The sequence below is a fragment of the Streptomyces sp. NPDC050439 genome (genome assembly GCF_040655335.1).
Classification (GTDB): domain Bacteria; phylum Actinomycetota; class Actinomycetes; order Streptomycetales; family Streptomycetaceae; genus Streptomyces.
Genome location: NZ_JBFAJT010000012.1, coordinates 232,195 through 258,340, shown reverse-complemented (window position 1 = coordinate 258,340; position 26,146 = coordinate 232,195). Strand labels below are relative to the sequence as shown.

General features: G+C 70.2%; 24 protein-coding genes. 18 read left to right on the top strand and 6 right to left on the bottom strand.

Annotated features, from left to right (window positions below; genetic code table 11):
- The first annotated feature begins 114 nt into the window (after nucleotides 1–114).
- The 9 genes from AB0I66_RS39415 to AB0I66_RS39375 all read left to right on the top strand — a co-directional run bounded on the left by AB0I66_RS39415 (nucleotide 115) and on the right by AB0I66_RS39375 (nucleotide 8,093).
- Nucleotides 115–759 carry an HAD family hydrolase gene (locus AB0I66_RS39415; protein WP_363212879.1) on the top strand — a complete coding sequence of 215 codons (645 nt, stop codon included), beginning with the start codon at nucleotides 115–117 and terminating at the stop codon, nucleotides 757–759.
- Nucleotides 760–905: 146 nt separating this feature from the next.
- On the top strand, nucleotides 906–1,595 hold the full coding sequence (locus AB0I66_RS39410; protein WP_363212878.1) for a VC0807 family protein: 690 nt from the start codon (nucleotides 906–908) through the stop codon (nucleotides 1,593–1,595).
- A 98-nt stretch (nucleotides 1,596–1,693) separates the two neighbouring features.
- Complete coding sequence (locus AB0I66_RS39405; protein ID WP_363212877.1) at nucleotides 1,694–2,914, top strand: MFS transporter; 1,221 nt, start codon at nucleotides 1,694–1,696, stop codon at nucleotides 2,912–2,914.
- Nucleotides 2,865–4,040: an acetoin utilization protein AcuC gene (locus AB0I66_RS39400; protein ID WP_363212876.1), complete on the top strand. Its 1,176-nt coding sequence runs from the start codon at nucleotides 2,865–2,867 to the stop codon at nucleotides 4,038–4,040. The genes AB0I66_RS39405 and AB0I66_RS39400 overlap by 50 nt, the downstream gene beginning before the upstream one ends.
- A 177-nt stretch (nucleotides 4,041–4,217) precedes the next feature.
- Nucleotides 4,218–5,033, top strand: coding sequence for a phosphatase (locus AB0I66_RS39395; RefSeq protein ID WP_363212875.1), 816 nt, complete (start codon nucleotides 4,218–4,220; stop codon nucleotides 5,031–5,033).
- A 132-nt stretch (nucleotides 5,034–5,165) separates the two neighbouring features.
- Nucleotides 5,166–5,375, top strand: coding sequence for a helix-turn-helix domain-containing protein (locus AB0I66_RS39390; protein ID WP_157996488.1), 210 nt, complete (start codon nucleotides 5,166–5,168; stop codon nucleotides 5,373–5,375).
- Between the two features lie 126 nt (nucleotides 5,376–5,501).
- Nucleotides 5,502–5,600, top strand: coding sequence for an AURKAIP1/COX24 domain-containing protein (locus tag AB0I66_RS39385; RefSeq protein ID WP_003948845.1), 99 nt, complete (start codon nucleotides 5,502–5,504; stop codon nucleotides 5,598–5,600).
- A 352-nt stretch (nucleotides 5,601–5,952) separates the two neighbouring features.
- A complete protein-coding gene (locus tag AB0I66_RS39380) occupies nucleotides 5,953–6,999 on the top strand; it encodes an NAD-dependent epimerase/dehydratase family protein (RefSeq protein WP_363212874.1) in 1,047 nt (348 codons plus the stop codon).
- Between the two features lie 14 nt (nucleotides 7,000–7,013).
- On the top strand, nucleotides 7,014–8,093 hold the full coding sequence (locus tag AB0I66_RS39375; RefSeq protein ID WP_363212873.1) for a lysophospholipid acyltransferase family protein: 1,080 nt from the start codon (nucleotides 7,014–7,016) through the stop codon (nucleotides 8,091–8,093).
- Nucleotides 8,094–8,178: 85 nt separating this feature from the next.
- On the opposite strand, the gene AB0I66_RS39370 is transcribed toward AB0I66_RS39375, so the two are convergent.
- From AB0I66_RS39370 to AB0I66_RS39360, 3 genes are all read right to left on the bottom strand, one after another.
- On the bottom strand, nucleotides 8,179–9,417 hold the full coding sequence (locus tag AB0I66_RS39370; protein WP_363212872.1) for a DUF5667 domain-containing protein: 1,239 nt from the start codon (nucleotides 9,415–9,417) through the stop codon (nucleotides 8,179–8,181).
- Nucleotides 9,418–9,684: 267 nt separating this feature from the next.
- Entirely contained in the window at nucleotides 9,685–10,476 is a 792-nt protein-coding gene (locus AB0I66_RS39365; RefSeq protein ID WP_160506459.1) for an ECF subfamily RNA polymerase sigma factor, BldN family, read from the bottom strand.
- A 301-nt stretch (nucleotides 10,477–10,777) separates the two neighbouring features.
- Nucleotides 10,778–11,728 carry an HAD-IB family hydrolase gene (locus tag AB0I66_RS39360; protein ID WP_363212871.1) on the bottom strand — a complete coding sequence of 317 codons (951 nt, stop codon included), beginning with the start codon at nucleotides 11,726–11,728 and terminating at the stop codon, nucleotides 10,778–10,780.
- A 125-nt stretch (nucleotides 11,729–11,853) separates the two neighbouring features.
- On the opposite strand from AB0I66_RS39360, the gene AB0I66_RS39355 reads away from it, so the two are divergent.
- From AB0I66_RS39355 to AB0I66_RS39325, 7 genes are all read left to right on the top strand, one after another.
- Complete coding sequence (locus AB0I66_RS39355) at nucleotides 11,854–12,132, top strand: glutaredoxin family protein (protein WP_363212870.1); 279 nt, start codon at nucleotides 11,854–11,856, stop codon at nucleotides 12,130–12,132.
- Between the two features lie 305 nt (nucleotides 12,133–12,437).
- The gene (locus tag AB0I66_RS39350; protein ID WP_363212869.1) at nucleotides 12,438–13,193 is read left to right on the top strand and encodes a redox-sensing transcriptional repressor Rex; all 756 of its coding nucleotides are present in this window, start codon (nucleotides 12,438–12,440) and stop codon (nucleotides 13,191–13,193) included.
- On the top strand, nucleotides 13,190–14,929 hold the full coding sequence (locus tag AB0I66_RS39345) for a glutamyl-tRNA reductase (protein WP_363212868.1): 1,740 nt from the start codon (nucleotides 13,190–13,192) through the stop codon (nucleotides 14,927–14,929). The genes AB0I66_RS39350 and AB0I66_RS39345 overlap by 4 nt, the downstream gene beginning before the upstream one ends.
- On the top strand, nucleotides 14,926–15,885 hold the full coding sequence (hemC, locus tag AB0I66_RS39340) for a hydroxymethylbilane synthase (RefSeq protein WP_363212867.1): 960 nt from the start codon (nucleotides 14,926–14,928) through the stop codon (nucleotides 15,883–15,885). Before AB0I66_RS39345 ends, hemC begins: the two co-directional genes overlap by 4 nt.
- Nucleotides 15,882–17,540: a bifunctional uroporphyrinogen-III C-methyltransferase/uroporphyrinogen-III synthase gene (locus tag AB0I66_RS39335; protein ID WP_363212866.1), complete on the top strand. Its 1,659-nt coding sequence runs from the start codon at nucleotides 15,882–15,884 to the stop codon at nucleotides 17,538–17,540. The genes hemC and AB0I66_RS39335 overlap by 4 nt, the downstream gene beginning before the upstream one ends.
- A gap of 82 nt (nucleotides 17,541–17,622) precedes the next feature.
- A complete protein-coding gene (gene hemB, locus AB0I66_RS39330; protein WP_363212865.1) occupies nucleotides 17,623–18,612 on the top strand; it encodes a porphobilinogen synthase in 990 nt (329 codons plus the stop codon).
- Nucleotides 18,613–18,715: 103 nt separating this feature from the next.
- A complete protein-coding gene (locus tag AB0I66_RS39325; protein ID WP_363212864.1) occupies nucleotides 18,716–19,693 on the top strand; it encodes a zinc-binding dehydrogenase in 978 nt (325 codons plus the stop codon).
- A gap of 23 nt (nucleotides 19,694–19,716) precedes the next feature.
- On the opposite strand, the gene AB0I66_RS39320 is transcribed toward AB0I66_RS39325, so the two are convergent.
- Nucleotides 19,717–20,613: an NAD(P)-binding domain-containing protein gene (locus AB0I66_RS39320; RefSeq protein WP_363212863.1), complete on the bottom strand. Its 897-nt coding sequence runs from the start codon at nucleotides 20,611–20,613 to the stop codon at nucleotides 19,717–19,719.
- A 219-nt stretch (nucleotides 20,614–20,832) separates the two neighbouring features.
- A complete protein-coding gene (locus AB0I66_RS39315) occupies nucleotides 20,833–21,363 on the bottom strand; it encodes a DUF4232 domain-containing protein (protein ID WP_363212862.1) in 531 nt (176 codons plus the stop codon).
- A 205-nt stretch (nucleotides 21,364–21,568) separates the two neighbouring features.
- Here AB0I66_RS39315 and AB0I66_RS39310 point away from each other — a divergent pair, with 205 nt between their 5' ends.
- The gene (locus tag AB0I66_RS39310) at nucleotides 21,569–22,990 is read left to right on the top strand and encodes a helix-turn-helix transcriptional regulator (RefSeq protein WP_363212861.1); all 1,422 of its coding nucleotides are present in this window, start codon (nucleotides 21,569–21,571) and stop codon (nucleotides 22,988–22,990) included.
- A gap of 118 nt (nucleotides 22,991–23,108) precedes the next feature.
- Complete coding sequence (locus tag AB0I66_RS39305; protein WP_363212860.1) at nucleotides 23,109–24,347, top strand: PLP-dependent aminotransferase family protein; 1,239 nt, start codon at nucleotides 23,109–23,111, stop codon at nucleotides 24,345–24,347.
- Here AB0I66_RS39305 and argS read toward each other — a convergent pair.
- Complete coding sequence (gene argS / locus AB0I66_RS39300; RefSeq protein WP_363212859.1) at nucleotides 24,344–26,116, bottom strand: arginine--tRNA ligase; 1,773 nt, start codon at nucleotides 26,114–26,116, stop codon at nucleotides 24,344–24,346. The genes AB0I66_RS39305 and argS overlap by 4 nt on opposite strands.
- Nucleotides 26,117–26,146 lie beyond the last annotated feature (30 nt).

The window sequence follows — 26,146 nt, the reverse complement described above, 5'->3', positions numbered from 1 at the left end:
CCGATGGTACTGCAGGGGGGACCCTGTGGGAGAGTAGGACGCCGCCGAACTATTATTAACGGGAAACCCCCGCACCCTCTGGGTGCGGGGGTTTTCTGCGTTTAGGGTCGAGTTATGCGTTACGACCTGGTCATCTTCGACAATGACGGTGTTCTTGTGGACAGCGAACCGCTTTCCAACACCATCCTGGCCGCCTATCTGACCGAGCTCGGCCACCCCACCACGTATGAGGACTCCCTGCGTGACTACATGGGCGCCGCCGTCCATCGCGTACACGACCTTGTTCTTGAGCGCAGTGGTGAGCGGCTGCCCGAGGATTTCGACGTGTCCTTTCACGCTCGTGTGTTCGCTGCCTTCGAGCGGGAGCTGGAGCCTGTGGCGGGGGCCATCGGCGTACTGGAGAAGCTGGTGGCCGGGGGAGTGCCGTACTGCCTTGCCTCGTCCGGAAGCCATGAGCGGATTCGTGTCGGGCATCGGCGGACCGGACTCGACCGGTGGTTCGATGACGAGCGGATCTTCAGCTCCGAGGACGTGGGGCGGGGGAAGCCGGCGCCGGATCTCTTTCTGTACGCCGCCGAGCGGATGGGTGTGGCGCCAGGGAGGTGTTTGGTGGTCGAGGACAGTCCGTTGGGGGTGACGGCCGCTGTGGCGGCCGGAATGGACGTGTTCGGGTTCACCGCAATGACGCCGGCCGAGCGGCTCTCGGGGGCCACTGAACTCTTCGGGGACATGGCGGAGTTGCCTGACCTGCTCGTATGACGCGGGCCGTGGGCACGGCCTGACATTTGTCATCGCGAGGTCCGGACGATCGTTTCTGTCGGACGACGGGTGGTCGCCGCGAAGCTGAGTGCGTCGAGAACGAACGGGACGTACCCAGTGACAGTGACGACGGAGGATTCAACGCCATGAGCGCAACGTGCCAGGTCGCCGCCCCTGCGGAAGCCCCCGTCCGGCAGTCCCGTTGGGAGTCGCTGAAGCCGCTCGTGCTGGACGCGGTCGTGCCGACGGCCTCGTACTACCTGCTCAGCAAGGGCTTTGGGATGGGGACGATGGCGGCGCTCGCCTGGAGCAGCGTGGTGCCCGCCGGGCGGACGCTGTGGAGCGTGGTGAGGGAACGGCGGGTCAATGGACTGGCGGCGCTCATCCTGGCCGCCAACATCGTCGGGCTGCTGCTGAGCCTGCTGGCCGGTGACCCGCGTCTGATGCTCGCCAAGGACAGCGGGATCACCGCGACGATCGGGATCGCGGTGCTGGTGTCCGTGGCCGCGGGGCGGCCGTTGATGACCGTGGGGCTCAAGCCCTGGGTGACCAAGGGGAATCCGGTGCGGACGGCTGTGTGGGAGCGGTTGATCGCCGAGCGGGGGCGGTTCGCGCGGATGGAACGCACGTTCTCGGTGATGTGGGGTGTCGCGCTGTTCGGTGAGGCCGCGGTGCGGGTCGTGGGGGCGTACACGCTGCCGGTCGACACCATGGTGTGGCTGGGCGGCGTGATCGCGGGCGTCACCATCACGGCGACGGTGGTGGCGAGCGGGCCGCTGGTCGTCGATCCGATGGAGAAGAAGGTGAGCGCGGAGGTCGCCGCGCTCGGGCGGTGACCCGAAGGGGGCGGCCTGAGGCGGGGAGGACAAGACGTGGGAATTGGGTGGGTGATCTATCTACCCACCGGTAGTCAGGGGTCCTACGCTCTGCAGCCATGACAGATGAGCTGCGGCGCGGCAGGGCCTCTTTGGCGTTCAGCTTCCTGGTGCAGGGCGTCACCTTCGCGTTGCTGGTGACGCGCATCCCCGCCATCCAGGATCGGTACGGGATATCCGACGGCCTGCTGCCGGTGTTTCTCGCCGCGGTGCCGATCCTCGCGGGCGTCGGGAGCGTCGGCACGGAGTGGCTGGTCAAGAGGGTGGCGCCCAGCCGTGTGCTGCGGTGGTCGCAGCCCGTGGTGCTCCTGGCGCTGCTCGGGGCCGGTGCGGGCGACGCCCTGTGGCAAGTGGCCGTGGCGCTGGGGGCCTTCGGGCTCGCGGTGGGGGCGCTCGACGCGTCCATGAACATGCTCGGGGTGAGCCTTCAGCGGGCGTACGGGCGCAGCATCATGCTGGGATTTCACGCGGCGTACAGCTTGGGCGGGATCGCGGGGGCGTCGATCGCGTGGGCGGGGGCGCACTGGGACCTTTCGCTCTTCGTCTCGTATCTGCCGGTGGTCGTGGTGCTGTTGCCGGCGGCTCTGGTGGGGAGCCGGTGGTACGTCGATGCGAAGGCCGCCGGGGACGCGGACGGTGTGCCCGGGGAGGAGAAGGGCGGCCCGGTCGTCTTCAAGCTGCTCCTGCCGCTGTGCCTGGTGATGACCTTCGCGTACATCGGGGATTCGACCGTCTCCAACTGGAGCGCCAAGTATTTGCAGGACGTGCTGGGGAGTTCGGAGGAGGTCTCGACCATCCCCTACAACGTCTACATGGTCATGACTCTGCTGGGGCGCGGCCTCGGGGACCTGGGCGTGCGGCGGTTCGGGGCCGTGGCGGTGGTGCGGGCCGGGTCAGTGGTGGGCGCTCTCGGATTCGCGATCGTGGCGGTGGCGCCGGGGGCGTGGGTGGGGATTCTCGGGTTCACGGTGCTCGGGCTCGGGCTGTGCGTGATCGTTCCGCAGACCTTCGCCGCGGCGGGGAGGCTCTTCCCCGGGGCGTCGGACGCAGCTGTCGCGCGGCTCAACATCTTCAACTACGTGGGGTTCCTCATCGGTTCACCGCTGGTGGGCGCGCTGGGAGATGCCTGGAACTACCGCGGGGCGATGCTCGTTCCCATGGTGTTGGTGCTCGTGACCTTGTTGTACGCCCGGTCTTTCGCCCCCGGACCGGACCGATACGGTGACGGGCATGAGCGGCCACGCACAGCTGATGTGGGACGAGGCAGTAACGGGCTATGACTTCGGTCCTGAGCACCCCATGGACCCGGTCCGGCTCGCGCTGACCAGAAGCCTGGTCGGTGCCTTCGGGCTCGACCGCGAGCTGGAAGTGGTCGCGGCCAAGCGTGCCGGTGACTCGACGTTGCGGCTCGTGCATCGCGAGGACTATGTGGAGGCGGTCAAGGCCGCGTCCGTCGATCCGGCGTCGGCGGACGGCAGCTATGGCCTCGGGACCGTGGATGATCCCGCCTTCGCGGGGATGCACGAGGTGTCGGCGCTGATCGCCGGGCAGTCGGTGGGTGCGGCCGAGGCGGTGTGGCGTGGGGAAGCGCTGCACGCGGTGAACTTCGCGGGTGGGCTGCATCATGCGATGCCGGGGTCCGCCTCAGGGTTCTGTATCTACAACGACGCGTCGTTGGCGATCGCCCGGCTGCTGGAGCTGGGTGCGGAGCGGGTCGCGTACGTGGATGTGGACGTGCATCACGGGGACGGTGTGCAGGCGTCCTTCTGGGACGATCCGCGCGTCCTGACGATCTCGATGCACGAGCATCCGCGAACGCTGTTTCCGCAGACCGGGTGGCCCGAGGAGACGGGGGCGGCCGGGGCGGCGGAGGGCTCGGCGGTCAATGTGGCGTTGCCGGCCGGGACCGGGGACGCGGGGTGGGTGCGGGCGTTCCACGCCGTGGTGCCGGAGTTGTTGGCGGAGTTCAGGCCGCAGGTCCTGGTGACCCAGCACGGGGCCGACACGCATTTCGAGGATCCGCTGGCTCATCTGGCCGTTTCGCTCGATGCCCAGCGGGCCGTGCAGGTGGCCTGCCATGAGTTGGCGCACTCGTACGCCGACGGGCGGTGGGTCGCGCTGGGTGGGGGCGGGTACGCCGTGGTGGATGTGGTGCCTCGGTCCTGGACCCATCTGACCGCGATCGCCGCGGGGCGGGAGGTGCTGCCCTCGGCGGAGATTCCTGAGGCCTGGCGGCAGGAAGTGTTCGCTCGTACGCGGCAGTTGGCGCCGGCGCGGATGACGGATGGGCGGTGGCCTGTCTCCTGGGCGGAGTGGGAGGACGGTTACGATCCTGCCGATCGGCTCGACCAGGCAGTGCTCGCTGCTCGCCGCTCGGCGTTTCCGCTGCGGGGGTTGTTGCCGTAGGAGGGCGTGGTGGTTCGGGCGGGCCCTGCGGGGCTTTCCCTGGGCCCCCGTACAAGATGTCCTCAAGCGCCGGACGGGCTGAGTTGAGTGCGCCGCAGTGTGCCCCCGTTAGCCCAACTGTGGGGGGTTTCCGGGGTTTTGAGGGTGCTGGAGCCTTCTCTGCGGCACGCTCACAGCGTGTTGAGCACCGGAGCGTTGCGCGCGCATCTGTTGGCCGCCCGGTTGGCCGGGCCCGTGGCCACCACGCGGGAGGAGAGCCTGCGGAGTTATCGGCTCTTCGCGGCCCGGGACCCGCGGATAATGCTCGGCCTCGACCCCGAGTGGAATTGGGGGCCCGGCGACCTGCTCGATCTCATGGCCGACAAGTGCGGGGTGTCCGCCGACCCGCGGCACACCTCGGGCGTCGATGTCATCGACCCGGAGCGGACGTTGGTCGCGCTGGACGCCTTCGCCGAAAGGCTCGCCGAGGCGGTGCGAGGGCGGCTTCCCGTGCTCTTCGGGACGGGACATCCGCACCGGCTCCTCGGTTTCTACGCCGCCCTGGCGGACGCTTTGTCGGCGGCCGGGTGCACCGTCCTCACCCCCGCGCAGGGCAGCAGTGTCGACATAACGACCCGGTTCGGCCTACGCACGTACAACCTTGACTACGTACAAGGAGTCGCGCTGGTGCGGGAACCCGGCGCGCGTCCCACCGGGAGTGAGACCGGCGCACATACCCACTCCCCGCTCCCGGTTCGAGCCGCTCTCGCGGCCGCAGCGGAGGCCGACGGACCGCTTCCAGAGCTTGTGATCGGCGACCACGGATGGGTCTGCGGGGCAGGTCAGCTGGGGTTCGAGGCGATCGGTCTGGCGGATACGGACGATCCCGCGCTGTTCGTCGGAGAGGCCGAGGGGCAGGTGTCCGTCGTCGTTCCGCTTGATGACGCTGTGCGGTCTGATTACTACCGACCGCTTACTCGCTATGTACTCAATCGAGCGTGTCTGTCACAGTAGGCGGCCGATCGCTACTCCTCTTCCCCACTCGCATCATCCGCCCCTAGTCTGGGGAGTGAGCGCGCAGCGACGAAGAGTCACCGGAAGGGGAAGCCGGTGCCCGTCATGTGCGGAAGGTTCAGGTGGGGTGTCATGGCTGATAACCAGAGGCCGCTGAACGAGGTTCAGTTTCTGACCGTGGCGGAAGTCGCCTCGGTGATGCGAGTGTCCAAGATGACCGTGTACCGCTTGGTGCACAGCGGTCATCTGCCCGCCATCCGGGTCGGGAGGTCCTTCCGGGTCCCGGAGCAGGCGGTTCACGAGTACCTCCGCGAGTCCTATGTAGGAGTCGAGGCGGGCTGACCGGAGCCGGTCGATCCCCCTCGATTACGTCCCTCACCCGGGGGCGGGTAGGCTAGGGCCGACGTAGGTCGTGTGGGCCCAGTCAGCTGCCCCGCACCGAGTGAAGAGAAGTGAGCGAGGGTAGTCGTGGGCTCTGTTATCAAGAAGCGGCGTAAGCGGATGGCCAAGAAGAAGCACCGCAAGCTGCTGAAGCGCACTCGCGTTCAGCGTCGCAACAAGAAGTAAGCGACAGCTGTACAGCGCGTACCGAAGCCCTCCCGTCATCCGGCGGGAGGGCTTCGGCGTTTCCCCGGCTCTGTCGTGGGCACTCGCCGGGGCGTCTTCCGGCCGGTTTTCCGGGCTCGGCGGGCCGCCCGGGGGCTTGTTTCGAACGTACGGCCTGGGCAGGATGTGCGTCCCGACCCTGCGTACGTCCTGGTCTGGGCATAGGGCCAGGTCCGTGCACTTGTGTTGAGGCTGTCGTCACTTCCTGCATCGGGCGGTCATCACAGCGCAACATCGACCCGCTAGCGTGTGCCAGGAGAGAAATGATGGGGCGCGGCAGGACTTCGAGGGCTGGGGAAGGCAGGCGCTGATCTTGGGCAAGGTCGTGCTCGTGACCGGGGTGGCCCGTCAACTGGGCGGGCGGTTCGTCCGACGCGTGCTCCGGGACCCTGAGGTCGACCGGGTGGTCGCCGTGGACGCGGTCCCGCCCGAGCACCATCTGGGCGGCGCCGACTTCGTCCAGGCCGACATCCGGCAGCCCGCCATCGCCAAGGTGCTCGCCGAGTTCTCCGTCGACACCGTCGTGCACATGGACGTCACGGGCACCGCGCTGGCCGGCGGCAACCGCGGCTCGCTCAAGGAAACGAACGTCATCGGCACCATGCAGCTGCTCGGCGCCCTGCAGAAGTCGCCGACGGTCAAGCGCCTCGTGGTGAAGTCGAGCACCAACGTGTACGGCTCCGCGCCGCGTGACCCCGCGGTCTTCACCGAGACGACCCCGCCGAAGTCGCTGCCGAGCGGCGGCTTCGCCAAGGACACCGTCGAGGTCGAGGGGTACGTACGCGGATTCGCGCGCCGGCGGCCGGACGTCGCGGTCTGCGTGCTGCGGTTCGCGAACATCCTGGGTCCTGCCGCGGACTCCCCGCTCGCCGAGTACTTCTCGCTGCCGGTCCTGCCGACCGTCTTCGGCTACGACCCGCGGCTGCAGTTCGTGCACGAGGACGACGCGGTCGAGGTCCTGCGCCTCGGTGCGCGCGAGCCGGAGCGCGGGACGCTCAACAGCGGCACGTTCAACATCGCGGGTGACGGCCTGCTGCTGCTCTCGCAGTGCTCGAGGCGCCTGGGGCGTCCGACGCTGCCGGTGTTCATGCCGGCGATCACCTGGGTCGGCCAGGCGCTGCGCACACTGGGCGCCACCGACTTCTCGCCCGAGCAGATCAGGCTGCTCACGCACGGCCGGGTCGTCGCCACCCGGCAGATGCGCGAGACACTGGGCTTCAGCCCCAAGTACACGACCGCGGAGACCTTCGCGGACTTCGTACGCAGTCGGGGTCCGGGTCTGATGCCGCCGCAGGCCGTGGCGGGGGCCATCGACCGGATCGCCACGCTGCCCTTCGCGGGCAACCAGAGCGCCAACTGAGGAGAGCGTCAACGATGGCGGACGCCAAGGTCATTCCGTTCGACGACGACCGGTCGCGCGCGGGTGCGCAGCGCCCGCCCCGCCGCAGGGGCACGGTCCGGCGCAAGAACGATCCGGCAGCCGTACGTGAGGTCACGGCCATGCCCGGCCAGCAGGACGGAGAACCGCAGGTGGAGCCGGCCGAGCCGGAGCCCTCGCGCCAGGAGGCACCCGACACCGGGTCCAGGGCCGAACCGGAGCCGCGGGGCGGTGGCGGTGGCCTTGAGCGGCGTATCGCGGGTGGCCTCGCGTTCTTGCGCCGGCGGCTCACGGGCGAGTACGAGGTCGACGACTTCGGCTACGACGAGGAGCTCACCGACCAGGTCCTGATGTCCCTGGTGCGGCCGCTGTACGAGAAGTACTTCCGCGTCGAGGTGAAGGGCATCGAGAACATCCCGTCGGAGGGCGGGGCGCTGATCGTGTCCAACCACTCGGGGACGCTGCCGCTCGACGGCCTGATGATGCAGGTCGCCGTGCACGACAACCACCCGGCGGGGCGGCATCTGCGGCTGCTCGCGGCGGATCTGGTCTTCATGCTGCCGGTGGTCAACGAGCTGGCGCGCAAGGCGGGCCACACGCTGGCGTGCGCCGAGGACGCCGAGCGGCTCCTTGAGCGGGGCGAGCTGGTCGGGGTGATGCCGGAGGGCTTCAAGGGCATCGGGAAGCCGTTCAGCGAGCGCTACAAGCTGCAGCGGTTCGGGCGGGGCGGGTTCGTGTCCACCGCGCTGCGGGCCGGGACCCCGATCGTTCCCTGCTCGATCGTGGGGGCGGAGGAGATCTACCCGATGATCGGCAACGCGAAGACGCTGGCGCGGGTGCTCGGTTTCCCCTACTTCCCGATCACGCCGACGTTCCCGTGGCTTGGTCCGCTGGGGGCGCTGCCGCTGCCGACGAAGTGGACGATCCAGTTCGGGGAGCCGATCCCGACGGACGGGTATCCGCCGGAGGCCGCCGAGGATCCGATGCTGATGTTCAACCTGACCGACCAGGTCCGGGAGCAGATCCAGCACACGCTCTACAAGCTGCTGGTGCAGCGGCGGTCCGTCTTCTTCTGACGGATCAGACGCCGGACGAACACCGGACGAACGCCGGACGGGCTGAACCCCATGAAGAGGTTCAGCCCGTCCGGTGATGCGAGTGCTACCTCACGTCCTCTTCGTCGATCCCGAGGCCCGGCAGCAGGCCGGGGAGGATGGGCGGCACCGTGACGTCCGGCTTCGGCGTCGGGGTCTCCTTGCCGGAGGAATCGCCGTTCGACGGGCTGCTCGGGGTGGTGTCGGACTTCGGGGGGTCCAGGAGGCCGCCGGTGTTGCCGCCCAGCAGGCCGTCGTCCTCGCCCTTGTCGGGTGCCGACGGGCGGGGTTCGCGCTTGTCGGCGCTCGCTCCGTCCCGCGGGGAGGAATCCGGGGCCGAGGGGCTGTCCGGGGCCGAGGAGCCCGCGGAGTCGCCCTGGCTGGGCTGCCCTGGGCTGTCGCTCTTGTCCGGGGTACGGGGGAGCAGGGAGCGGAGGGGGTCCACTTCCTGGTCCATCGCGTCGAACACCGAGCTGACCTGATCGCCCACGTCACCGAGCTGGACGGGCAGCCTGCTCTGCAGGTCGCTCCAACTCCTGCGGTGCGACTCGGTGAAGGCGGACAGGGTCTGGATGTGACCGAGCGAGCCGTCCCTCTCGTACGCCTGGTGGAGCAGGCGGTGGCCCTCCGTGGCGTCGTGGCGCATGCCCGAGAGGGCTCGCCTGATCTCGCCGAGCGACTCGTGGTCGAGGTCGCCGCTGCGGCCGCGCTCCATCAGCCGACGGGCTTCGTTCAACCGCGTCGAGGCGTGGTCGAGATAGACCCCGCCCTTGTCGCTGTCGCCGTCGGCCATGCCGAGCTTGAGGTCTTCCATGCCGCGCTTCAAGCCGTACAGCGAATCGCCCGGCAGTGCGTCGGAGCTGGCCGCGGCCACCCCGCTGAACGCGCCGGCGGCCACGCCGACGGTGAGCCCGCCCGCGGCGATGCCTTGCGACAGCCGGGAGCGCGGCTTGAGTTTGCGCAGTCCCGTGGCCCGGTGGGCACCCTTGCGGGACCGCTGTTCGGGCACCGAGGTGCCGATGGTCCCACCGCCCGCGGCCGTGCCCTCAAGGAGCATGGCCTCCATGGCAGCTACGAGCTGGGCCCGCTGGACCACTTTGACCTCGGGATCCAGCTCCGGCTTCGGCAGCTCGCCGAGGCCGGTCGCCAGGGTCAGCATCCTGTCCGGGGCCGTCGCTTCGGACGGCCCGGACTCGGGCGTGACGGAACCTTCGGACTGCTCGGCCGCCGGGCCCTGGTCGGATTGCTCCTCCAGGGCCTGGGCGAAGGCGTTCGCCCGCCGGTGTGCCGATACGTTCGCGATCACTGGCGGCACCTCCTCTCGTCATGACGGTCGACTCCCCAGGGGGTCCTGAGGGTTGCCCGACCTGAGCACTTCCACACGAAAGAGTGAGCGGAGGTAGTCAGGGGGCGACCACAGGGAGCCTGCATCCCGCACAACGAGCGTCGCGGCACTTGGGTTACGGACGGAGGATGATCGGACCGCCCAAATTCCGTGACGGCCATCTGGCCGCCACGGAGCGTGAGTTGGGCGCTCCGCACGGCTACAGAGGGCGATGGAGGGCGTGCGGAGCTAGCGCACGTCGTCGGGCAGCAGCCGGGCCAGCGTGCGGACGGCGCGGTACTGGAGGGTCTTGATCGCACCCTCGTTCTTGCCCATCACCCGAGCGGTCTCGGCGACCGAGAGGCCCTGCAGGAAGCGCAGGGTCACGCACTCCTGCTGCTGGGGGTTGAGGCGGCGCACGGCGTCCAGCAGTGCGGCGTTGGAGAGGGACTCCAGGACGGAGTCCTCGGGGCTGCGCTCGACCTCATTGGCGTCGAGCATTTCGCCTGTGGTCACTTCGAGGCGGAAACGGCTCGATTTGAAGTGGTCGGCGACCAGATTGCGAGCGATCGTGACAAGCCAGGCGCCGAAGTCACGGCCCTGCCAGGTGAACGTGCTGATGCGGCGCAGGGCGCGCAGAAAGGTCTCGCTGGTGAGGTCCTCGGCGGTCGCCTTGCCGCCGACGCGGTAGTAGATGTAGCGGTAGACCGTGTCGCTGTACTGATCGTAGAGACGGCCGAAGGCGTCGGACTCGCCCGCCTGGGCGCGTTCGACGAGGTCCATCATGCGGGCGCTGTCGCTGTCCGCGGCGGGACGGCGGGGGGTGGGGGTTGAGGTGGCGGCAGAGGCGGAACGAGCCCGTCTGCTGACCGCCGCGCCGCTGTCCGCCAGGGCATAGACGGGCCCGGCGGGTGTGGGGACGGCAAATGCGGGGACGGCGGGGCCGGCGTACGCGGTGGGGACGAAGCCGCGCAAGCGGTCGGCGACCGTTGCGCGCAGCGTAGCCAGGCCCGAGGCGTCAACCCCGACGTGTGGGTACACGGGACTCCCAGAGGCAGAGCTTCCATCACGTGCAGTGCGGAACCGTTCACCCGTCGTAGCGACGTGTGGGGTCCGTAATGCGTCTGAGGAGAATAACGCTTCGTACAGGCGGCACTACACCCAGTTGCTCAAATCACCGATTACGTCGCTTCTGTTATCGGTCTATGCCCGTTCAAGTAGCGCACAGTGAGCAGTTGTTGATCGAAATAGGTCACATTCCGTCTCAGCACGGGGCGTGTTGTGGCCGAGTGCTACCAACGTGACTGGCGGGAGCCCGGGCGGGGTATGACCGAGAGAATGCTCAGTGGCGGCGGCGGTGCAGGGCGATGGCCGCGGCCGTCCCACCTGCGAGGGCGCCCACTCCGGCGGCGGCGGGGATGCCGACCTTGGCGGCCTTGCGGCCGGTGCGGTAGTCCCGCAGCCGCCAGTCCCGTTCACGCGCGTGCTTGCGCAGCTTGGCGTCGGGATTGATCGCGTACGGATGCCCGACGAGCGAGAGCATCGGGATGTCGTTGTGCGAATCGCTGTACGCGGCGCAGCGGGCCAGGTGCAGTCCCTCGGCCGCTGCGAGCGCGCGCACCGCCTCCGCCTTGGCGGGGCCGTGCAGGGGCTCGCCGACGAGCTTTCCCGTATAGACGCCGTCCACGGACTCGGCGACCGTGCCGAGCGCGCCGGTCAGGCCGAGGCGGCGGGCGATGATCGTGGCCGTCTCCACCGGGGCGGCGGTTACCAGCCAGACCTTCTGGCCCGCGTCGAGGTGGGCCTGGGCCAGGGCGCGGGTGCCGGGCCAGATGCGCTCGGCCATGTACTCGTCGTAGATCTCCTCGCCGATGGACATCAGCTCGGCGACGCGGTGGCCCTTGACGATGGACAGCGCGCTGTCGCGGGCGTCCTGCATGTGCTCGGGGTCCTCGACGCCCGCGAGCCTGAACCATGCCTGCTGCCAGGCGAATCGGGCCAGCTCCTGGCGCTCGAAGAACTTCCGCTTGTAGAGGCCGCGGCCGAAGTGGAAGATCGCGGCGCCCTGCATGACGGTGTTGTCGAGATCGAAGAAGGCGGCGGCCTTGTCGTCGCCGAAGACCGGGAACTCCGGCTCCTCGGGTTCCTCCGGCGAGGCCGCTGCGACGAGATCGTCGAGGGCCTCCAGCTCCTGGGAGGTCTTGCGCGCTGCCTCAGCCGAGGCCTCGCCTGCCAACACGCTCCGCGCGGTGGCGGAGCGCCTACGGGGGGTGAGCCATCCGAGAGCGGCCATGTCGTGAGCATAGCCAGTTCGTTCGGCCGTTCCGGAGTCGGCAGGATTCGGCGCTGTGAACTCTGCGCGACCGCACCGTTAAAGAGGCGGCCCGCGCGGCGCGTCGGCGGGGCGAGAATGGTGTCATGAGCCCGATTTTTCGCCGTGCGGAGAAGAAGAAGCCACAGGACCGGACGGTCACCTTGATCGGCAAGCCCGGCTGCCATCTGTGCGATGAAGCACAGCTGGTGATCGAGAAGGTCTGCGGCGATCTTGGAGTCGTATGGGAGAAGAAGGACATCACTCAGGACGAAGAGCTCAACAAGGCCTACTGGGAACAGATCCCGGTGGTCCTGGTCGATGGTGAACAGCACACCTTCTGGCGTGTGAACGAGGACCGGCTGCGGCGCGAGCTCGCTCCGTAGTCCGAATCGTCACTGACCGACGAGTCCAAACGGCCCGAATGGTCCCTTAGGATCGTGGGCGGTTTGGGTCTCGGGGGCGATGATCGTGAGGAGAGTGTGCGGTTTTGCCCCCATCAATTGAGCACCGCAGCCTCATGTGTGCCGGTTCCCGTACAGCGCGCCGGGGGCGCGTGACCCCGGTCACGTTGGCCGGGCAAATCGGACACCATCTTTGTGCACGCGTTCACAAAGACATAGCCTGCATTCGACGGGGCGGTCTGGGGACGTGTGACCGCCTGCAGCCCCGCTCTACCCGCAGGAGCACCGTGGCAACTGGCCGAACTCACCGACCGGCGACCCGCAGCCGAGGGATTCCCGAGGCCACCGTCGCCAGGCTTCCGCTGTACCTCCGAGCCCTCACCGCTCTGTCGGAGCGCTCGGTGCCCACGGTCTCCTCCGAGGAGCTCGCGGCCGCCGCGGGGGTCAACTCCGCGAAGCTGCGCAAGGACTTCTCCTACCTCGGTTCCTACGGGACGCGCGGCGTCGGCTACGACGTCGAGTACCTCGTCTACCAGATCTCACGCGAGCTCGGCCTGACCCAGGACTGGCCCGTCGTGATCGTCGGCATCGGTAACCTCGGCGCGGCCCTCGCCAATTACGGCGGTTTCGCCTCGCGTGGCTTCCGTGTCGCCGCGCTGATCGACGCCGACCCGGCCATGGCGGGCACACCCGTCGCGGGCATGCCGGTCCAGCACACGGACGACCTCGAGAAGATCATCAGCGACAACGGCGTCTCCATCGGCGTCATCTCCACCCCGGCGGGCGCCGCCCAGCAGGTCTGCGAGCGGCTCGTCGCCGCCGGTGTGACCTCGATCCTGAACTTCGCGCCCACCGTTCTCTCCGTGCCCGACGGTGTCGACGTACGCAAGGTGGACCTCTCCATCGAGCTGCAGATCCTCGCCTTCCACGAGCAGCGCAAGGCCGGCGAGGAAGCGGCGGCCGACGGTGCCGTGGCGCCCGCCGCCACCAAGCAGCAGCGCAAAGGACCCGACGGGGACGTCCCCGCCGTGATGCCGGCATGAGTCTCCTCGTCGTGGGGCTGAGCCACCGCAGCGCTCCGGTCAGCGTCCTGGAGCGGGCCGCGCTCAACGTGGACGCGCAGGCCAAGCTCCTGCAGGACACGCTCGCCGCCGAGCCCGCCGCCGAAGCGGCCGTGCTCGCCACCTGCAACCGCATCGAGCTGTACGCCGACGTGGACAAGTTCCACGCGGGCGTCGCCGAGCTGTCCACGCTGCTCGCCCAGCACAGCGGGGTCGGCCTGGAGGAGCTCACTCCTTATCTGTACGTCCACTACGAGGACCGTGCCGTCCACCACCTGTTCTCGGTGGCCTGCGGCCTGGACTCGATGGTCGTCGGCGAGGGGCAGATCCTCGGCCAGATCAAGGACGCCCTCGCGCGCTCCCAGGAGCTGCACACCGCGGGCCGGCTCCTCAACGACCTCTTCCAGCAGGCCCTGCGGGTCGGCAAGCGTGCGCACTCCGAGACCGGCATCGACCGGGCCGGGCAGTCGCTCGTGACCTTCGGCCTCGAACAGCTCGCCGGGCGCGAGCCGGTCGAGACCTGGGCCAAGGGCAAGCGCGCCCTCGTCATCGGCGCCGGCTCCATGTCCTCGCTCGCCGCGGCGACGCTCGCGCGCGCCGGGGTCCACGAGGTCGTCGTCGCCAACCGCACCCTGGACCGGGCGCACCGCCTGGCAGAGATCCTCGCCGAGGGCGGCACGGGCACCGTCGCGCGCGCCGTGCCGATGGACCAGGTGGCGGCCGAACTGACACGTGCCGATGTCGCGGTCTCCTGCACCGGCGCCACCGGCCTCGTCCTGACGGCCGAGGCCGTCGCGGCGGGCGTGGCCGACCGCACCGGCGCACCCGTCACGACGCCCGTCACCGTGGGCGCCCCGCGCGGGGCCACCGGCGGCTCGTCCGCTCCGGCCGCCCCGCACGCCGTCGACACCGCGTCCGACGAGGCCTGCCCGCTCGGGCTCTCCGGCGACGGGACCGTGGGCCGCGGGGTCGGGTTCTCCGTCATGGGCGAGGAAGCCGTCGCCGGGATGGACGCCGCCACGCTCGAACAGCACGCCGCCTGGGTGGACAACGCGCCCGCCGAGCGCCGCGACGACCCGCAGAGCGAGGCCGACACCATCTCCGCGCTCGCCGCGGCCGTGACCGCGGGCGCACGCATCCCCGAGGGCCGCCGCCGCCCCTCGCTCGTCGAGACCGGCAACGTCCTGCTCGCCCTGCTCGACCTGGCCATGCCCCGCGACATCGACGGCGCCGTGCACCGCATCGACGGCGTACGCCTCGTCGACATCGAGTCGCTCGCCGAGGCCTCCGCCGACGCCCCCATGGCCGAGGACGTGGAGCGGGTGCGCGCGATCGTCTCCGACGAGGTCGCCGCCTTCGGCGCCGCACAGCGGGCCGCGCACATCACGCCGACCGTGGTCGCCCTGCGCACGATGGCCGCCGACGTCGTCGCGAACGAGATCGCGCGGCTCGACGGACGGCTCCCCGGACTTCCCGAGAAGGAGCGCGCGGAGATCACCCAGACCGTCCGCCGCGTCGTCGACAAGCTGCTCCACGCGCCCACCGTGCGCGTCAAGCAGCTGGCGAGCGAGCCCGGCGGCGCCGGGTACGCGGACGCGCTGCGCACCCTCTTCGACCTCGACCCGCAGACGGTCGCCGCCGTCAGCAGGGCCGACCAGCGCACCGACCCCAACGACCAGAACGCAACGCAAACAGATCCGAATCGAGGCCGGGCATGACCGAGAGGGCACTGAGGCTCGGGACACGGCGCAGCAAGCTGGCCATGGCCCAGTCGGGGCAAGTGGCCGACACAGTGAGCCAGTTGACGGGCCGTCCCGTGGAGCTCGTGGAGATCACGACGTACGGCGACACGTCCCGTGAGCACCTGGCGCAGATCGGCGGCACCGGCGTCTTCGTGACCGCCCTGCGTGACGCGCTGCTCGCCGGCGAGGTCGACTTCGCCGTCCACTCGCTGAAGGACCTGCCGACGGCGCAGCCGCACGACCTGGCCCTGGCCGCGGTCCCGCTGCGCGAGGACCCCCGTGACGTGCTCATCGCACGCGACGGGCTGACCTTCGAGGAGCTGCCGAGCGGCGCGCGCATCGGAACCGGTTCGCCCCGCCGCATGGCGCAGCTCAACGCCTACGCCCGCAACCACGGACTCGCCATAGAGACCGTGCCGATCCGCGGGAACATCGACACCCGCATCGGATTCGTGCGCAAGGGTGAGCTCGACGCCGTCGTGCTCGCCGCCGCGGGCCTCAACCGCGTCGGCAGGATCGGCGAAGTGACCGACTTCCTGCCGGTCGACACAGTTCTGCCCGCCCCCGGCCAGGGGGCACTGGCGATCGAATGTGCCGCGTCCGACGCGTCACTGACCGCCGCGCTCGCCGAGCTCGACGACCCGTACACCCGGGCCGCCGTGACCGCCGAGCGATCCCTGCTCGCCGCCCTGGAGGCCGGCTGCAGCGCACCTGTGGGTGCGTTGGCCGACCTTCTGGCCGACGGGCAGATTGTCAAGGAAATGCGCCTGCGCGGCGTCGTCGGGGCAACCGACGGCTCGACGCTGGTGCAGCTGTCCACCACCGGTCCCGTGCCCGAGACGCATGACCAAGCCATGGCGCTCGGCCGCGAACTCGCTGCCGAGATGCTTGCCAAGGGCGCGGCCGGTCTGATGGGGGAGCGAGCACTTTGAGCCCCACCTCGAACTTTCCCGGCCTTCCCGCACACGGGCACGTCACCTTCCTGGGTGCCGGACCCGGAGATCCGGGACTACTCACGCTACGCGCCGTGGAGGCGCTGGCCCGAGCGGACGTACTGATCGCCGAGCCGGATGTGCTCGACGTCGTTCGCGCGCATGCCAAGGGAGGTGTGGACACACCTCAGCCAGGGGCAGTTGACGACGCGTCAGCGATCGCCGAAGCGACGACTCTGCGAGCCGCCACCAATCTTGTCATGGAGGCAGCGAGGGGCGGCAAGCGGGTCGTACGTGCCGTCAGCGGCGACGTCGGCCTCGACACCTATGCGGCCGAGGAGATGCTCGCCTGCGCCGCCGAGGGCATCGCCTTCGAGGTCGTGCCCGGCATCGCGGCGGCGGTCGGTGTACCCGCCTACGCGGGTGTTCCGCTGCGCGACGCCCAGGGCACGGACGTGCGTTTCGTCGACGCGCGCACCGCGTCCGACCGCTGCTGGAGCGAGGTGGGGGCATCCGACGGGACCGTGGTCGTGTCGACCTCCCTGGACTCCGTGGCATCGGCCGCCGGTGAACTCGTCTCGTCCGGCCGCAAGCCGGACACCCCGATGACGGTGACCGTCGCCGGCACGACGACGCGCCAGCGCACCTGGCAGGCGACCCTGGGCACCATCGCCCAGGTCCTCAAGCAGGCGAAGGTGCTGCCCTCGCCCGACGGAGGCCAGCCCGTCATAGCCGTCGTCGGCGAGCGGTCCGCCGCCGCACAGCGCGATCAGCTGTCGTGGTTCGAGTCGAAGCCGCTCTTCGGGTGGCGCGTGCTCGTCCCGCGCACCAAGGAGCAGGCGGCCTCGCTCTCCGACCAGCTGAGCTCCTACGGCGCGGTGCCGCACGAGGTGCCCACCATCGCCGTCGAGCCGCCCCGTACGCCCCAGCAGATGGAGCGCGCGGTCAAGGGCCTGGTCACGGGCCGCTACGAGTGGATCGCCTTCACCTCGGTCAACGCGGTCAAGGCGGTGCGCGAGAAGTTCGAGGAGTACGGGCTCGACGCGCGTGCCTTCGCCGGGATCAAGGTCGCGGCGGTCGGCGAGCAGACGGCCGCGGCGCTCGTCGCCTTCGGCGTGAAGCCCGACCTGGTGCCCAGCGGCGAGCAGTCGGCCGCGGGTCTCCTGGAGGACTGGCCGCCGTACGACCCGGTCTTCGACCCGATCGACCGTGTCTTCCTGCCGCGCGCCGACATCGCCACGGAGACGCTGGTCGCCGGGCTCATCGACCTCGGATGGGAGGTCGACGACGTCACCGCCTACCGGACGGTGCGCGCGTCGCCGCCCCCGGCGGACACGCGTGAGGCCATCAAGGGCGGCGGCTTCGACGCCGTGCTCTTCACGTCCTCCTCGACCGTGCGCAACCTCGTCGGCATCGCCGGCAAGCCGCACAACGTGACCGTCATCGCGTGCATCGGCCCCGCCACCGCCAAGACCGCGGAGGAGCACGGGCTGAGGGTCGACGTGATGGCCCCGGAGCCGTCCGTGCACAAGCTGGCCGAGGCGCTCGCCGAGTTCGGCACGCGGCGCAGGCTCGCCGCCCTGGAGGCGGGGGACCCGGTGACCCGGCCGAGCGAGCGGCGCCCCGGTTCCCGCAGGAGGCGTGCGGCACCCTGACCCTTCAGGGCCGTACATATCCCTGGCCCCGGCTGAGATCCTTCAGCCGGGGCCGGAATCTTTTCGTGAGGTGAGAGAGACAGTGACCAAGTACGGATCGTTCCCCGGAGCCCGGCCCCGGCGCCTTCGCACCACGCCCGCCATGCGGCGCATGGTCGCGGAGACCCGGCTGCACCCGGCCGACCTGATCCTCCCCGCGTTCGTGCGCGAGGGGATCAGCACCCCCGTGGAGATCGGTGCGATGCCCGGCGTCGTGCAGCACACCCGCGACAGCCTGAAGAAGGCCGCCGTCGAGGCGGTGGAGGCCGGGGTCTCCGGGATCATGCTCTTCGGGGTGCCCGAGGACGAGAAGAAGGACGGCGCCGGGACCGTCGGCACCGACCCGGACGGAATCCTCCAGGTCGCCCTGCGCGACGTGCGCGCCGAGGTCGGCGACGACCTCATCATCATGTCCGACCTGTGCCTCGACGAGTTCACCGACCACGGTCACTGCGGTGTCCTCGACGCCGAGGGCCGTGTCGACAACGACGCCACCCTGGAGCGGTACGCGGAGATGGCGCAGGTGCAGGCCGACGCGGGCGCCCACGTCGTGGGGCCGAGCGGCATGATGGACGGTCAGGTCGGCGTCATCCGCGACGCGTTGGACCAGGTCGGCCACGAGGACGTCTCCATCCTCGCCTACACCGTCAAGTACTCGTCGGCGTTCTACGGCCCCTTCCGCGAGGCCGTCGGTTCGTCGCTCAAGGGCGACCGCAAGACCTACCAGCAGGACCCGGCCAACACCCGCGAGTCGCTGCGCGAGCTGGCGCTCGACCTCGAAGAGGGCGCCGACATGGTGATGGTGAAGCCGGCGGGGCCCTACCTCGACGTCCTGGCGAGGGTCGCCGACGCCGTGGAGGTGCCGGTCGCCGCGTACCAGATCTCCGGTGAGTACTCGATGATCGAGGCCGCCGCCGAGCGCGGCTGGATCGACCGGGACCGGGCGATCATGGAGTCCCTGACGGGGATCAAGCGCGCGGGCGCGAACATGATCCTCACGTACTGGGCCACCGAGGTGGCGCGGCAGATCTGAGGGCAGCTCACTCGCAGGGTTTGACCTCAAGTTTGATTGAGGTTGCAAGGTGGTGTGCATCGACGTTCCGAGCGACGGGCCGTCGACGTTCTGAGGAGGACGTATGCGCGCCGTTGTCCTGCATGAGTTCGGTCCCGCCGAGAACCTGACGTACGAGACCCTGCCCGACCCCGTCGCGGGGCCGGGCCAGGTGCGGATCGCCGTACGCGCGGCGGGAGTTCACTTCGTCGAGACCGTCATGCGGCGTGGCGACGCCAGTGACATGGCGCCGCCGCTGCCCGAACTCCCCGCCGTCTTCGGCGGGGAGGCCGCCGGAGTCGTCGACGCGGTCGGCCCCGGCGTGGACCCCGCCTGGCTCGGCCGGTCCGTCGTGACCCCGCGCAGCGCGCCCGGCGGATACGCCGAACTTGCGGTGGCCGAACTCGCGCAGCTGCACGAGGTGCCTGACGGGCTCGGGTACGAGGCCGCCGTGACCATGGTGATGACCGGGGCGACGGCCATGGGACTGCTGGACGTCGCTCAACTCACCGCTGACGACGTGGTGTTGGTGACGTCCGCTGCCGGTGGTGTCGGGCGGCTGGTGGTGCAGTACGCGCTGTCCGTGGGAGCGGTCGTGATCGGCGCCGCGGGCGGGACCGACAAGGTCGAGGCCGTCTGGGAACTCGGCGCCGACCTCGCCGTCGACTACAACGAGCCCGGCTGGGCGGACCTCGTGCGGGAGCGCCTCGACGGGCGTGAGGTGAGCGTCGTGCTCGACGGGGTGGGCGGCGAGAAGTCCGCCGCCGCGTTCGGGCTCATCGGCAGGGGCGGACGATACGTGGTCATCGGCTGGTCCTCGCAGGAGGGCTTCGAGCCGGACGCGGGTCTCGTGGAGCAGCGGGACATCACCGTCGCCAACGCGCTGATGCGGCTGATCGAGCGTCCCGAGGACGGCCCCGACCACGAGCGGCGGGCCCTTGAGGCCGCGGCCAAGGGTGAGTTGGTGCCCGCGGTGCAGACGTTCCCGCTGGCACAGGCGGCAGAGGCCCACGCGGCCATGGAGCGACGGCAGACGACGGGGAAGGTCGTGCTGGTGCCGTAGTGGTTCCAGTCTCTGCGCGGGCCTCAGTCCTGCTTGAGCAGGGTCACCAGGCGGGTGAGGCCGTCGGCGCCGTACCCCTCGTCGACCGCGCGGTCCAGGAGGCCCTGGAAGGGGGCGAAGAGATCGGTCCGCAGGCCCTGTTCGGCGTACGCCTGCAGGAAGTTGCGGAACGCCGCGCGGTTCATGGCGAGGTCGGACACGTCGGTGAGGTGCTGGTCGTCGTCGACCGCCTCGGCGGTCTCCGGCACGATCGCGTGCGTCATCGCCGCGACCCAGTCCTCCAGCAGTGGTGCGAACTCGCGGGCCGGGATGCCCTCGCTGCCGATCAGCGCGAAGGCCTGCGCGACGCCCGCCACCATGCCGTACATGCCGGTGAGCAGGGCGAGGTCGTGCAGGGCGGCGAGGCCGGGGTCCTTACCGGCCCACTTGGCCGCGGCCAGCACGGTCAGGGTGTCGCGGTGCGCCTCGAAGGCTGCCTCGTCGGTGCCGCTGTAGAGGATGTACGCGGCGGGCGTCGCGATCATCTGGGGGACGGCCATGATGCCGCCGTCGATGTACGCGATGCCGTGCGCGTCGGCCCACGCCGACAACTCCCGCGCCTGGGAGGGCGTTCCGTTCGTGAGGTTCACGAGGGTGCGGCCGGCGAGCGCTTCCGTCTCCGGCGCGAGAAGGGTGCGTACGTTGTCGTTGGTCGTGAGGCAGACGATGACGAGCGGCGCGGCCTCGATGGCCTCCTTCGCCGTGTCGGCCGGGATGGCGCCCTGCGCCGCGAGGGGGCCCGTCTTGGCGGCGGTGCGGTTCCAGACGGTGGTCGGGTGGCCCGCCTTGACCAGGGCGGAGGCGAGGGCGGTGCCCATGAGGCCGAGGCCGAGGACGGACACGGGGGCTGTTGCGGGGGCTGCTGCGGGGGTGCTGGGCATGGGCGCGGGGCTCCTTCGGGGGCGTCTCCGAGGGGTTCTCGGGTACGCGTTTGATCCTTGCGGGGCCCTGCGGCGAGAACAAGTACGGACTATTTTGTGCGGTACTTACCTTCTGGTCAGTGAGTGAGTGGCTCAGTGAGTGAGTGGCTCGGTGAGTGGGTGGCCCGATGGGGGCTCACTCGGCCACCCACTCACCGCCGCCCTAAAGAGGGTGCCCCGTCACCAGACCAGCGCGTCCGAAGCCGACGTCTGCCAGTACGTGACGAACGCCGAGCTGTCCACGTACACCCCACCCTCCGGGAGCTTCGCCGCCGCCGGGCCGCCCACGCTGCCGTTCATCGCGCGGTTGGAGAAGTGGACGTCCAGCTTGTGGGCCTGGGAGCCCTCCGAGCCCTCCGGCGACGACGTGCCGATGGCCGCGTACGCCGTCTGGCCCGGCTCGAGGGTGACGACCGCCTGGGGCTTGCTCGCGTCGAGCCACGGAGTGGCGGCCTGGCCCTCGTCGAAGCGGAGCAGCGGGGCTCCGTACGCGTAACAGGTCTTCGTGCCCGTGTTCTTGGCCTTCAGGAGCAGGTGGTTGATGGGGCGGTCGACCTCCTGCACGGTGACCTTCGTGGTGGCCGCGGTGCAGGTGACCGGCGCCGCCTTGGCGGCGGGGGTGGCGGCCGAGGCGGCGCCGCCGAGCGCGGTGAGCGAGAGGGCGGCGGTGAGGGCGGCGGAAACGGCGGCGGCCTTGGTGCTGAGTCGCATGGCTGATCTCTTTCGGTGTGATGCGGGAGACGTGAGCCGCGCCGAGGGGCTCCCGGTCGCGGCGTGCTTGTATGGCCCAGAGCTTGTGCGGGGTTCTGTCCCGTTGGACAGCGTGGAACGGCAGTTGGGGGACGCCGGGACATTCGTACGGCCGTGAGCTGCGGAAACTCCGTTCCCTGGAACGGATGGACGGGATGGAGAGAGCGTGGGGGCGGGCGATCTCGCGGAGTTGCTGCGGGAGTTGAAGGAGCGGTCGGGGCTCAGTTACGGGTCGCTGGCCAAGCGGTTGCATGTGTCGACGTCGACGCTGCACCGGTATGTGAGCGGGGCGGCCGTGCCGACGGAGTTCGCTCCGCTGGAGCGCTTCGCCCGGGTCTGCAAGGCGTCGCGGGACGAGATGGTCGAGCTTCACCGGCGGTGGATCCTGGCCGACGCGTCGAGGGGCGACCGTGATCACCAACCGGCGAAAGCCGCCCCGGAACCGGAGAAGCCCGCCCCGGAACCGGCGAAGCCCGCCCCGGAACCGGCGAAGCCCGTGCAGGAACCGGCGAAGCCCGCCCCGGACCCCACCGCCCCCACCCACCGCGCCGAAGCAGGCGACGAGCCCCCCGGCATCGTCATCGGCCCCGCCCCCACCGGCGGCAGGAGCGAGGGCAGGCGGCTGCCCCGGGCGCGGGTTCTCGTCGCCGCGGGTGTCGTTCTCGCCCTCGGCGCCACCGCCGTCGCCGTACAGGCCGCGTCCGGCGGCGGTGACCGTGACCGTGCCTCCGTCGACTCACCGTCCCCGCACGGCGAGCAAGAGCCGGGCCCGGACGGCTCCGGGTCGGCGTCGCCCTCGGGGAAAGAGTCCGGGAAGGGCAAGCCGGACAAGGAGCCGAAGGACTCCGGGAAGCCGAAGGACGGGAAGGGCAAGGGCGACGGCAACGGGACCGGGGCCTCCGGCACCGGAGACGGCGCCAAGGGCGGTGGTGGCAACGGCGCCGCAGAGGGCGCTGTTCCGGTGACCGTCTCCACCCAGCCCCAGTACTGGGATGAGCCCTGCGGGCACCCCTACCTGGTCGACAAGGCCCCCGCCACCCTCTCCCCGCCCCCCAACGAGCAGGACGCCCCCGGCTGGGTGGCCGCCAACGGCGCGGTCTCCGCGCGGGACCAGACCGTGAAGCTGACCGTGCAGGGCAAGGGCGAGGAAACCGTCGTCCTGGAGTCCCTGAACGTCCGCGTCGCCGGGACCAGCGCACCGCTCGCCTGGACCAACTACAAGATGGGCTACCTCGGCGTCGGCTGCGGGGGCAACGTCCCCAAGCACTCCTTCGCCGTCAACCTGGACGCCTCGGTGCCGCGCCCGACCCCGCTGGAGGGGGAGAGCGGCTTCCCCTACAAGGTGAGCGCCGGCGACCCCGAGGCGTTCTTCGTCAACGCGACCGCCAACACCCGTTACGTACGCTGGTATTTGGAGCTGGAGTGGTCGAGCGGCTCCCGGCACGGGACGGTGCGCATCGACGACACGGGCAAGCCGTTCGCCACGAGCGGCGACAAGGGCCGTCCCGTCTACGGGTTCTCGCTCAACAGCAAGAAGTGGACGAAGACGAATCGCGACGACGACAACGTGCCGGACCCGCCTGCCTAGCCGCGCCGGCCCGAGCAGTGGGGACGGCGTCCGCATCCCGGAATGGTGCTTGTAAACGCCACGCAGGTCCTTACGCTGCCGGAACTGCCGGAACTGCCGGAAAACATAGGAGCCGCAGATGACCGTCACCGACGCCCACGCCCCCACCGGCCAGGACGCAGACAGGACCCAAGCCCCTTCCCCCGTCCCGGAGTTCGCGGCCCGCGTCGCCTCCGTCGGGGGCTCTCCGGTACGGGACATCCTGGCCGTGACGGCGCGGCCCGAGGTCATCAACTTCGCGGGCGGGCTCCCCGCCCCCGGCCTCTTCGACAAGGCCGGCATCGCCGCCGCGTTCCACGCCGTGCTCACCGAGCAGCCCGAGCGCGCGCTCCAGTACGCCACGACCGAGGGCGAGCCCGCCCTGCGGTCCGCCGTCGCCGCACGCTTCTCCGTGCGCGGCCTCGCGACCGACGCCGACGACATCGTCATCACCACCGGCTCGCAACAGGCCCTCTCGCTGCTGGCCACGGCCCTCATCGAGCCCGGTCAGACCATCCTCGTCGAAAGCCCCTGCTACCTGGCCGCCCTTCAGGCCTTCGGCTTCGCGGGCGCGCACGTCGTGCCCGTGCCCTGCGACGAGGCCGGGATCGACCCCGACGCCCTCGACGCACTCGTCGCCCTCCACCGGCCCAAGCTGCTCTACACCGTCCCCACCTTCCAGAACCCCACCGGCCGCACCATGCCCGCCGGGCGCCGCGCCGCGATCGCCGCCGTCGCCGCCCGCCGCGGACTGTGGATCGTCGAGGACGACCCGTACGGAGAGCTGCGCTTCGAGGGCGAGCGCGTGCCGTGGATCGCCTCTTACCCCGGCGCCGAGGACCGCACCATCCTGCTCGGCAGCTTCTCCAAGGTCATGGCGCCCGGCCTGCGCCTGGGCTGGCTGCGGGGCCCCGCCGCGCTGCTGCGGGCCTGCGCCGTCGCCAAGCAGGCCGCCGACCTGCACACCCCGACCGTCAACCAGCTCGCCGCCGCACGGTACTTGGCGGACAACGACCTGGACGCGCACGTGGCGCACGTCGCGGGGGAGTACCGGGTGCACCGGGACGCGATGCTCGCGGGCATCGGGGACGCGCTGCCCGAGGGGTCCAGCTGGCTGCGGCCCGAGGGCGGCATGTTCGTCTGGGCCAAGCTGCCCGAGGGGTACGACACCGCCGAGCTGCTCCCCGAGGTCGTCAGGCACGACGTGGCGTACGTGCCGGGGGCGCCGTTCTTCGCGGGGGAACCCGATCGGGCCACCCTGCGGATGTGCTTCGTGACGCAGTCCCCCGACGAGATCGCCGAGGGACTGTGCAGGCTCGCAAGCGCTCTGCGGGGTTAGAGGCGCTCGGGCGTCCTGATGCCGAGAAGCGCCATGCCCTGGTGCAGGGTGCGGGCCGTGATGTCGCACAGGAACAGGCGGTTCTCCGCGATGTCCTGCGGCGGCTTCGGCTTGATGACCGGGCACTTGTCGTAGAACGTCGTGTACAGCGACGCCAGTTGGTAGAGGTACGCGGCCAGCTTGTGCGGCGCGTACTCCTGCGCCACCTCCGCCATCGTCTCGGCGAACTGGTCGAGGTGCAGCCCCAACGCCCGCTCGGCCTCGGCCAGTTCGAGCTCCGGGTGGGCCTTGGGGGAGACGTCGTCCGCCTTGCGCAGGATCGACTGGATACGGGCGTACGCGTACTGGAGGTAGACCGACGTGTCGCCGTTCAGCGACACCATCTGGTCCAGGTCGAACTTGTAGTCGCGCACCGCCGACGTCGACAGGTCCGCGTACTTCACCGCGCCGATGCCCACCTGGGCGCCGCGCTCGGCGATCTCCTCCTCGGAGAGGTCCTGGGCCTTCTCGCGGACGATGGCCGACGCCCGGTCGATCGCCTCGTCGAGGAGGTCGATGAGGCGTACGGTCTCGCCCTCACGGGTCTTGAACGGCTTGCCGTCCTTGCCGAGCACCGTGCCGAAGCCCAGCTGCACCGCCTTGACGTCGTCCGTCAGCCAGCCCGCCCTGCGAGCCGTCTCGAAGACCATCTTGAAGTGCAGGGACTGCCGCGCGTCCACCACGTACAGGAGGGTGTCGGCCTTGAGGTTGAAGACACGGTCGCGGATCGCGGAGAGGTCGGTCGCCGCATACCCGAAGCCGCCGTCGGACTTCTGGACGATCAGCGGGGACGGGTTGCCGTCCGGGCCCTTCACGTCGTCGAAGAACACGCACAGCGCGCCGTTCGACCGGACCGCGACGCCGGACTCCTCCAGCATGCGGCAGGTGTCCGCCAGCATGTCGTTGTAACCCGACTCGCCGACGATGTCCGCGTCCTCGATCTCCACGTCCAGCTTGTTGAAGACCGAGTAGAAGTAGACCTTCGACTCGTCCACGAACCGCTGCCAGATCGCGAGGGTCTCCGGGTCGCCCGCCTGGAGGTCCACGACCCGGCGCCGGGCGCGCGTCTTGAAGTCCTCGTCGGAGTCGAAGAGCACCTTCGACTCCTTGTAGACGCGGTTCAGGCCGGACATGGCCTCCTCGCCCGCCTGCTCGGTGCCGTCGGCGGCCTCGTGGCCCAGCGCGTCCGGGTGCTCGATCAGATACTGCACGAGCATCCCGAACTGGGTCCCCCAGTCGCCGATGTGGTGGCGGCTGACCACCTTCTCGCCGGTGAACTCGAGGATCTTGACGACGGAGTTGCCGATGACCGAGTTCCGCAGGTGACCGACGTGCATCTCCTTGGCCACGTTCGGCTGCGCCCAGTCGACGACCGTCGTGCCCGCCTGCTCGGCGTACGGCACGCCGAGCCGCTCGCCGTCGGCGGCGCGCGCGGCGAGGTTCTCGGTGATCGCCTTGTCGGTCACCGTCACGTTCAGGAAGCCGGGGCCCGAGACCTCGACGTCCTTCAGCAGGTCAGGGGCGTCGATCGCGTCCACGACCTTCGTCGCGAGCTCGCGCGGGTTCGCCTTGGCCTTCTTGGCGAGGGCCAGGATCCCGTTGGCCTGGTAGTCGGCCCGGTCGCTTCGTCGCAGCAGCGGGTCGGCGGCGCCGGCCTCCGGCAGGGCAGCCGAGAGGGCGTCCGCGAGGCGCTGGTGGACGGAGGCGGTGAGGGACGTGACCGAGGCCATGAAGGGGTGCCGTTCTGCTCGGGTGCCTGG